Origin of the sequence: Chloroflexus islandicus, from assembly GCF_001650695.1 — a bacterium.
In the GTDB taxonomy this organism is placed as follows: Bacteria; Chloroflexota; Chloroflexia; order Chloroflexales; family Chloroflexaceae; genus Chloroflexus; species Chloroflexus islandicus.
On the sequence record NZ_LWQS01000100.1, the window covers coordinates 1 to 9101 of the forward strand.

Annotated in this window: 5 protein-coding genes; 1 reads left to right on the forward strand and 4 read right to left on the reverse strand. The window is 63.9% G+C overall.

Features of this window, described 5'->3' with window-relative positions:
* The coding region (locus A6A03_RS18030; RefSeq protein ID WP_216636364.1) for a hypothetical protein at positions 1 to 623 on the reverse strand (623 nt) is incomplete at its 3' end.
* A gap of 243 nt (positions 624 to 866) precedes the next feature.
* Positions 867 to 4145, reverse strand: a complete 3279-nt coding sequence (drmD, locus tag A6A03_RS18035) for a DISARM system SNF2-like helicase DrmD (RefSeq protein ID WP_156525391.1) — start codon at positions 4143 to 4145, stop codon at positions 867 to 869.
* An 857-nt stretch (positions 4146 to 5002) separates the two neighbouring features.
* On the opposite strand from drmD, the gene A6A03_RS18040 reads away from it, so the two are divergent.
* On the forward strand, positions 5003 to 6055 hold the full coding sequence (locus A6A03_RS18040; RefSeq protein WP_066791059.1) for a ParB/RepB/Spo0J family partition protein: 1053 nt from the start codon (positions 5003 to 5005) through the stop codon (positions 6053 to 6055).
* Between the two features lie 719 nt (positions 6056 to 6774).
* Here A6A03_RS18040 and avd read toward each other — a convergent pair.
* The gene (gene avd, locus A6A03_RS18045) at positions 6775 to 7140 is read right to left on the reverse strand and encodes a diversity-generating retroelement protein Avd (RefSeq protein WP_066791061.1); all 366 of its coding nucleotides are present in this window, start codon (positions 7138 to 7140) and stop codon (positions 6775 to 6777) included.
* Complete coding sequence (locus A6A03_RS18050; protein ID WP_066791063.1) at positions 7137 to 8213, reverse strand: reverse transcriptase/maturase family protein; 1077 nt, start codon at positions 8211 to 8213, stop codon at positions 7137 to 7139. The genes avd and A6A03_RS18050 overlap by 4 nt, the downstream gene beginning before the upstream one ends.
* Positions 8214 to 9101: the final 888 nt, after the last annotated feature.

Genomic DNA, 9101 nt, shown 5'->3' on the forward strand with positions numbered 1-9101 from the left:
CGCAGCGCCGCCACCAGCGGGCGTCCGGCGGTGAGGCGCATGTCAGCGACGCGGAAGTCAAGCCAGCCGGAGCTTTCACCGCGCGGGGCAGAGAGCAGGCGAATGGCGTGGCCGTTGCAGAGCACGCCGGCGGGGACGCTGGTCTCGCGCAACAGGCGTTCGAGCCGGCTGTGGGGCGACCACGCCAGCCGGCCCGCGCCGCGCCACGGCCGGTCGAAGTCAACGTCAGGCGGCACCAGCAGCACGAGCAGTTGCCACGGCGATGCACCGGGAGCGGGGTCGCGCTCGCGCACCGCCAGATCGGGGGTGAGCATCTCGCCGTAATCGGGCAGCGGCACCGTCAGCTCCGGCGGGATCGGCGCGCCGTCCACGCCGGCATACCCGCGCGGCGACCAGCTCCAGCCGAGCACGGTGCGGGCAAACTGGCGGAAATCGGCGATGAACGGGCGGCCCGCCGCGTCCTCGCTGAGGCAGGAGAGCAGCAGGCGCTGGCCCTCGCGGTCATCGCGGGGCAGAATCGCGCCGGCGCTGACCAGTGCCGGGGCCGAGACGACCAAGCCGGTGGGTTGGACAAAGCCGAGCCATTCGAGATGGGCAAGGATGGAGGGATTGATGGTTGGCATAGGTGATAGGTATGATGACAAGCCGCAAAGACTCGTAACGCAAAGGCGCTAAGATCGCAAAGGTCGCAAAGACTCGTAACGCAAAGGCGCTAAGATCGCAAAGGTCGCGAAGGGTTGTTGGTGATTGAGCACAAGCGCGCTGGTCGATCCCCCTCAAGATCCTCTGCGCCCTCTGCGTTCTCTGCGTCTTTGCGTTTGAATCGCTCTGCGCTCTCTGCGGAGCCGGACAGCCGTCCGGCTCTACTAGTTGGTTTCCGGCCACAGATAGACGAGCCCCACTGGCTCAACCCGCTGCGCGCGCACCTCATAAAACTCGCGCACCCGCTGCGGCTCGCTGTTGACATCGCGCTCGAATGCGGCGAGCCGCTCGGCCCACACCCGCTGGTCGAGCTGCAACTGGCGCCGCTCTTCGGGGTTGAAGCCCAACGTCAACTGCTGCAACGCGGCGCGGCTCTGCTCAAGCTGCTCACTTACCCGGCGGGCCTGCTGCTCGATCGCTGCGCGCAGATCAGCCGCTTCGCGCTCGCCGCGCTGGCGCAGCAGCGCAATCGCCTTCTCGGCGGCCTCGGCGGCGCGGCGGTTCAGGTGCGGAGCCAAATCGGTCACGTCGTTCGCCGCCGACTGCGCCAACCGCTGCTGCACGACCGCGCTCGCTTCGGCATGGCGTTCCCGGCGGAGCGCCTCTTCCAGCAAGCCCAGCGCGCGCTCTTCGCCATCGCGACCGTAGGGAGCCAGCGGGCCGGTGCGCTGAGTTGGCTCGATCCAGCGCGCCGCCACCGCGATAATCTCCTCGTGCAGCCGCTCGGCGCTCTGGCCAAACAACGCCAACCGGCCCAGCATCACCACCCGCGGCACCGCATCGCTCACCCGCAACACGCAAGCCCGCGCCAGATGCTCGGTAAAGCCTTGGGCGCGAAACCGGGCCAGCAGCCGCTGCGCGATCCGGTGTTCGAGGTGCAAATGCACAAACTCATCGCTCAGCACGCCGGTATCGGCAAAGACAATCGGGCGGATCGGCGCCTCGCGCCGCCAATCGCTCAGGCTCTGGTTGGCCGCGCGCGGCGCGCGCAAACTGTCGAGGATCGCGTTCCACGTTGGGTCAGACGCCAGCCGCTCGTTGTGCGCCGGCACACGCCACACCTCCCGGCCACTCTCATCCACATCGCGCTGCAACGGCGGCGCGCCAATCATCTCCAGCGCGCTGTTCAACGCCTGCCGGAACGCCTCGGCATTGAAGTTTGTCCACCGTTGCGAGCGTTCCAGCAAGCTGCGACAGCGCTCAATCTGCTCTTGCAGATCGCGTTCGCGCTCACGGGCCTGCTCCAGCTCCTCGGCGATGCTCTGGCGGCGGATCGCATCGAGATCGGCTTGTTCCAGCTCGCGCACCAGCGCATCCACATCACGGTGGCGAATCCCTTGGCGCAGCCGCCGCTCGATATCATCATCAATCACCTTCGACAAACTGCCCAACTCGCGCTTGATCGTCTCGGTCTTGCGCACCAACACCTCCAGCACCCGATCCTCGGCCCGTTGCGGCAAGACAAAATAGTGGCACCGCACCACCGGCTCCGGTTGCAGCTTGCGGTCAATCCGGCCATTGCGCTGCTCGATCCGGCCGGGGTTCCACGGCAGATCGAAATGGAACAGATCGGCGCAATGGGCCTGAAAGTTCAAGCCTTCGCGCGCGGCGTCAGTCGCCAGCAAGATGCGCAGCGGATCGTGAGCCGGATCGGTGTTAAACCGGCGCTGAATCTCTTGGCGGCGGGTGCTGCTGGTCAAGCCATCAATCACCTCGATCCGCTCTTCGGCCCGGTCGGAGCCGGCAATCGCGCGCGACAACATCTCAAGCAGATAGCGCTTGGTGCCTTCGCGATTTTCGGTGAAAATGATCACCCGCCGGTTATTCCAGCGCGGCGGCGGGCCAGCCACTGGCTGGCCGAACGGCGGCAGATCGGGGCAGAGATTGGCCCGGATCCAATCGATCAGATAGCGCGTCTTGGCATCGGGCCGGTAGCGATGGGCCTCAGCGATCCGCTGCATCTCATCGAGCAGCTCCTGCTCGCGCCGGCGCAACTCGGCGACCTGCGCCGCCGGCGACAGCGCCGCTTCCGTCGCCGCCGTCACCGCCTCAATCGCCTTATCCTCCTCCTCCTGCAACTCAGCATCGCTCCACGTGCTGCGCTCATCGTCGGCGTCAGGCGCAACCGCCAGCAACTCCGCCTCTTCGGCCACCGCATCGAGCGCCGCTTGCCGCTCCCACTGCCGTTCGACCGTGGCCCGATGCACCTTCAGACTGCGGGCAAACGCCTCGATCGACGACAGCAGACGCTGTTGCAACCCCACCGTCAACAACGCGGCGGCGGTTTGGGCCTTGCGCGACGCCGTCGCAAACTGCTGCTCGCGTAGAGAGCGGTACTCATCGAGCAAGCGCGACAGCACCAACTCCGGCGCATCGTCCGGCAAGCCGCTCAGTTCGATCCGGATCACCTCGCGGCGCGGGAAGCCACCCTGCACCGCGCGAATATCCTCTTTCAAACGGCGCACCATCACCTGATCCAGCGCCTTCTTGCCGCGCACCTTCACGCCGCGGGTGAAACGGATCGGATCGAGCAATTCGAGCAGGGTCGCAAAACTATTCGAGTGACCGTTGTGCGGCGTCGCCGAGAGAAACAACCGGTGCTCGAAGCGCCACGCCAGATCGCGCACGGCGCGGGTGAAGTCCGACTCGATCCCGTAGCGGTTGCCAGAGGCGGGAGCGGCGTGGTGCGCCTCATCGAGCACCAGCAAGCTACCGGGCAAGAACGGGCCGAGCCACTCGCGCAGCGGGTCGGTGTAGACCGGGTCGATCAGCAAGCGGTGCGACACCAAAAACCGGCTATGGGTACGCCACGGGTTCACGCCAAAGCCGCGCTCGCGGCGCATACGGGCCACATACGCCCGATCGAGCAACACAAACGTCAAGCCAAACCGTTCTTCCAGCTCAGCCTGCCACTGCTCAAGCACCGACGGCGGCGCCGCGACCACAATTGTGCGCACCTTCTTGCGCAACAACAACTCGCGCATAATCAAACCGGCCTCAATCGTCTTGCCCAAACCGGTATCATCGGCGATAAACAGATTCGCCCGCGGCAAGCGCAGCGCTTTGCGCAGCGGCTCCATCTGATACGCATCGATCCGGATGCCGGCGCGAAACGGGGCCTGAAAGAGATCGGGGTCAGTCGCGGTCACGCAATGCCAGCGCAGCGTATTGAGATAGGCGGCAAAGCGGCCCGGCGGGTCAAACCCGCGCGCCGCCAGATCGCTCCACAGCGCATCTTGGACAATCTGGCGGTCAAGTTCATACTCCCACCACACCTCCAGCGACTGGCCCTGCGCATCATCATCGGCGCAAGCCAACCGCACCCGGCACGACTGGCCGGGTGCCGGCGGCGGAATCACCTCTTCGACCAGCCACAGGCGCGAACGCACCATCACCAACTGGCCAACTTCGGGGGGCTGCCACGGCAGATCAAGCAGAGTCACGCAATCACTCCTCAGGTACCACTATGCCACGTGAACTGCTGATATTGTACCAGAGGAATGTGACAAGTACGGTCACAGAGTCGCGGATATGGAATAGCCACGAAAAGACGCAAAAGGCACAAACAAAAAAAACCTCTGCGTTCTTTGCGGAGCCGGACAGCCGTCCGGCTCTACTGCGCCTTTGCGTTAAGAGTCTCTGCGCCCCCGCTTGCCGGCTGTGGAGTGCGGCAGTCAAACTGCCGCACTCCATATCTGGCCGCCTCGTGACCCCAGCGGGAGAGGGGTTGGGGGTGAGGGTCGGCCCCTCCCCCAGCGGGGGAGGGGTTAGGGGTGGGGGCAAGAACGTGCATCCTCGCGCTGTATCGCCCGGCCCTCAAGGGCCGGGCTACGGTTACGAAGCCCGCTGCGCGGGCTAATCGATGAGCGACGGAATCCCGCTCTTGGGGGAGATTGCTTCACCGCCTCCGGCGGCTCGCAATGACAAGTCAGGATGTCATTGCGAGGGCGCGTAGCGCCCGAAGCAATCCCCTCCTTCGGCGAATGATATGCCTGAGCGGCCTCCCCTCCTCCGGCGAGGAAGAGGCCGGGGGTGGGGGCACATTTGTACCGCCGAGGGAGAATAGCCACAAAAAGACGCAAAAGGCACAAACAATAAAAAAGCCTTTGCGTTCTCTGCGGAGCCGGACAGCCGTCCGGCTCGACAGCGCCTTTGCGTTTGAATCCTCTGCGCCTCTGCGCCTTGCCGGCAGGCAAGTTGCCAGCATCGCCCAAGCCTGCTATACTTGACACACTTGTTCGGATAGCATGCGCAATGACCGGCGCCGACCGGTCATTGCGTTGTCAAGGGGGAACCCGCGATGCAATTGCTTTATCTCGATCCGCGCCAGCTCGACGTAGACCCGGCAGGGGTGCGCGAGGAGCCGGGGGATGTGGCTGGGTTGGCGGCGACGATTGCGGAATATGGTCTGTTGCAGCCGATTGGGGTGACGCCGGCAGGCGGCGGCCGGTACCGGGTGGTCTACGGCGGCCGGCGGCGGGCCGCGGCGATCCAGCTTGGGTTGAGCAAGGTGCCCTGCATTGTGCTCGATAGCGATGACCCTGATTTGCTGCTGCGCCAATTGATCGAGAATGTGCAGCGCCAAGACCTCAACGACATCGAGCAGGCCCGCGCCTTTGCCCGGCTGCGTGAGCACATCATCGCTACCCGCGGCAAGCTGCCCGACAACGAGCTTGACGAAGCGGTCGGGCAAGCGGTCGGCCTCGGCGCGCGCACGGTGCGCCGCTACCTCGGCCTGCTCGAACTGCCGGAAGAGGTGCAGCAGATGATCCGGCGCGGCGAGCTGAACGTGACCCAAGCCCAGCACTTGCGCCGCATCACCAACCCCAAAACCCAAATCGATCTCGCCCGCTTTGCGGTCGAAGAGGGCATGTCGGCCGCCGAACTGAGCCGGCTCACGACCTACTTCGCCGCCAACCCCAACCTGACCCTTGATGTCGCCTTGCAGGCGCTGGAGCAAGGCGCCGAACTGCGCACCAAAGCCACCCCGACCGGCAGCAGCGGCGGCCCGCTCAGCCACACGCCGGCGACGGCCGTCGATCTGCCGGAGCACGACGATGGGTGGGAAGATGAGGAAGAGGCAGCGGACGGCGAGTATTTGACGGTGGTGGAAGAGACGATTGAAAACCAACCCAAAAATAAATCCCGTGTCTTCCGCATCCGTTCGCTCGACCAAATGGTTGACGAGAGCGATCGCCTCGCGCGTGCCGTGCATGACGGCGACCTGCTGAAATGGATCGAACGCGACGAAGGGGCGGCGTTTAAGGTCAGCCTGCTGTTGCGCCAGCTCGAAAGCCTCACCCGCGCCCTGCGCGACATCGCCCGCCAGCGCAACATCCCAATCGAACCATAACCGCGCGGGGATGGTTGTTGCCATCCCCGTGCCGGTTGGCCGTTCCATTGTCATTCCCCGTCACAACGCAAATGATGATCGTCATCCCCCGTAGAGACGCACGGCCGTGCGTCTCCAAACCCAATGCCACCCCCGGATGGCATACCGGGTGCGTTGGTGGGCGGCGATGGCGGGGATGATGCGGGAATGGGCGGATGCGCTGGATGCATGCAATGCGATGACGATATTGATGGAGACGCACGGCCGTGCGTCTCTACGGTTGACGGATCACGTGATGGATCCATCCCCGGCGGTCGCTGATCAACGGATGGTACACACGGATTGGATACCGGCCATATTCGTATGCGTCAGGTTGGGAAAACGGGCCGGCAGAGACACGTACCCGCGCCAAGCGTCAGCATCGCTGCCTACCACAGGGCGCGGGAAGGATGATTGTTTGGCTCGCGGCGCAGCGAACCGGGAACCAGCCTGTTGTTCTCTGTCGCTGCCTCGGCGTTGCAATGAGCGGTCACAACGCATTTCCGGCCGATACAGAGCGCAAGTGGCGAGCCGAAAACCCCTATTGTCGTTGTCGTTGTCGGGGTTGTTGTCGTTGCGATACGCGCAGCGACCGTTCGCGCGATAGCGGCTGGCTCCACGTCGATTATAGCACACACTGTCGGCAGCTTAGTATAGAGCCTTGCTCGACACCGTGGCATTGAATGCGGCGCAACCCTTGCTTAACGCGGCTCATCGTTGCCGCCGCGCGGTTGCGCACCCACCCGTTGCATCCAATCGCCGAGCAGCGCGCCGATCTCGGCCACAAGGCGCCCGGCATATTCGTATTGGCGAAGGTTGAGCAGCTTGAGATCGTGGGCTAGCCTCAAATAGAGCCGCACTTGTTCAAGCCGCGCATCGGCGCGCAGCAACAGATCGCGCTTATCGCGCGTTTTGCGGGCCAAGACGATCAGCTCGTTAAACTCAAACGCTGCTTGCTGGGTGCGCAAAGCCAGCGCAAAGCGATGCTCGCGCGGGTATTTCAACGTGGTTGGGGTGAGCCAGAGCAACAGATCGTAGGTCTTGGCAAAGATCGGAATGTGATTCATGCCTGTATCGCCGGACGAAACACTGCCTGCCGCAGTAGCTGATTGCGTAGCCGGTAGGTACTGCCATGCGCCGCATGGGCGCACCAACTGCGGATCGAATCACCAATTTGCGTGAAACTGATCGTGCCGGCGGCATAGCCGGCTTGCATGCGGCGCAGCCGGCGACGAAAGCGCACGACGGCCGGACGCTTGAGGCGGCGATAGGCGGCAAAATGACGAAAGCCGAGAAACGGCACGCCGGTGGCGGTAGGAAAGACGTGACACTTGGCAGGATGGAGCAGCAATCGCAAGCGATTCGCCGCTACTGCGCGCAAATCAGCCAACCATGCATGCAAGACGGCTTTATCGTTGTGAAAGAGCAGCAGATCATCGGCGTACCGCACATAGGCGCGGCATTTCAACTGCCGTTTAATGTATTGGTCTAGCTCGTTGAGATAGACATTCGCCCAAAACTGCGAGGTAAGATTGCCGATGGGCAAGCCTTGCGGACGCAGCGGCGCAAACAGATCATCGCCGGGGAACCAATGCAATTCGCGTTCACTATCAAGCACGCCGGCCCCGCTAGCCACAATCTTGGCGCACAGGTTCATCACCTGCCGATCAGCGATAGTGCGGCCCAAAATCGCTAAGAGAATGGCATGATCGATGGTGGGAAAGAATTTCGCTACGTCGCACTGCAAGACGTAGCGATACTGGCGCACAAACTCGGTGCAGCGCGCCAGCGCGCGATGAGTGCCCTTCCCAACCCGGCATGCATACGAATCGAAGATAAACCGTCGCTCGAAGATCGGCTCAATCACGGCCACGAGCGCGTGGTGAACGACCCGATCGCGAAACGGCGCTGCGCTAATCTTGCGCTTCTTTGGTTCGTAGATGTAGAAATGGCGATAGCGACCGGGTTGATAGGTTTCGTTGCGCAATTCAGCTTGCAAGCGAAACAACTCATCTTCTACCCGCGCCTCAAAGCGCGCCACTTCAGCCCGGCCACGCTTGCCCCGCCGCGCCTTGCGATAGGCCCGATACAGATTTTCAAAATCGTAAACCTGCGGGTAGAGATTGCGGTAGGTTTTCATGGTAGAACAGTGCGGCTAGATACGATATGCTATCGTATTATACCATGCCCTAGATACGAAGCGGCCAGCTTGGGCGCAGCTCTGCTTTCCCCGCTTGTCATTGCGAGCCGAGCGAAGCGAGGCGAAGCAATCTCCCCCTTCAGCGGGAGCGATGCACGCAGGCATACCATTCGCGAAAGGAGGGGATTGCTGCGGGCGCGGCGCGCCCGCGCAATGACAGGATGGCATCCGCGCCCGCTGCGTGCTCGGCGGTAAACCTCGTACCCTCACCACCAGCCCCGCTCCCGCGTTGCGGGAGCGGGGCGCTGCTGTGTTCCGCTGCCAGCAATGGCTGCATCACCCATCTAGCGACTCCCCCTCGCCCGCCGTCAGGTGGGCGAGGGGGCCGGGGGGTGAGGGAGTCAACGCCAAGGCGCAAAGCGAGCCAAGGCGCCGAGGTTTCAAACGCAAAGGCGCCGTAGAGCCGGACGGCTGTCCGGCTCCGCAAAGGGGGCAGAGGGTTTTGTGGCAGCGCCGCCTCTCCAGTTGTCATTGCGAGCGGAGCGCAGCGAAGCGAAGCAATCCCCCGCGAGCACGCGAGCGGAACCTTTCCGCCGAAGGGGGAGCGTGCTGCGGGTGCTGTGCGTCCGCTGGGGGATGATGCTCCTACCCCTCCCCCGCTGGGGGAGGGGAGGCCGCGCAGGCATACCATTCGCGAAAGGAGGGGATTGCTGCGGGCGCGGCGCGCCCGCGCAATGACAGGATGGCGTCCGCGCCCGCTGCGTGCTCGGCGGTAAACCTCGTACCCTCACCCCCAGCCCCGCTCCCGCAATGCGGGAGCGGGGCGCTGCTGTGTTCCGCTGCCAGCAATGGCTGCATCACCCATCTAGCGACTCCCCCTCGCCCGCC

Excerpts from the sequence above, each read along its gene's own strand:
- A6A03_RS18040 (WP_066791059.1), top strand. The coding sequence starts at position 5,003 with ATGCAATTGCTTTATCTCGATCCGCGCCAGCTCGACGTAGACCCGGCA.
- avd (WP_066791061.1), bottom strand. The coding sequence starts at position 7,140 with ATGAATCACATTCCGATCTTTGCCAAGACCTACGATCTGTTGCTCTGG.
- A6A03_RS18050 (WP_066791063.1), bottom strand. The coding sequence starts at position 8,213 with ATGAAAACCTACCGCAATCTCTACCCGCAGGTTTACGATTTTGAAAAT.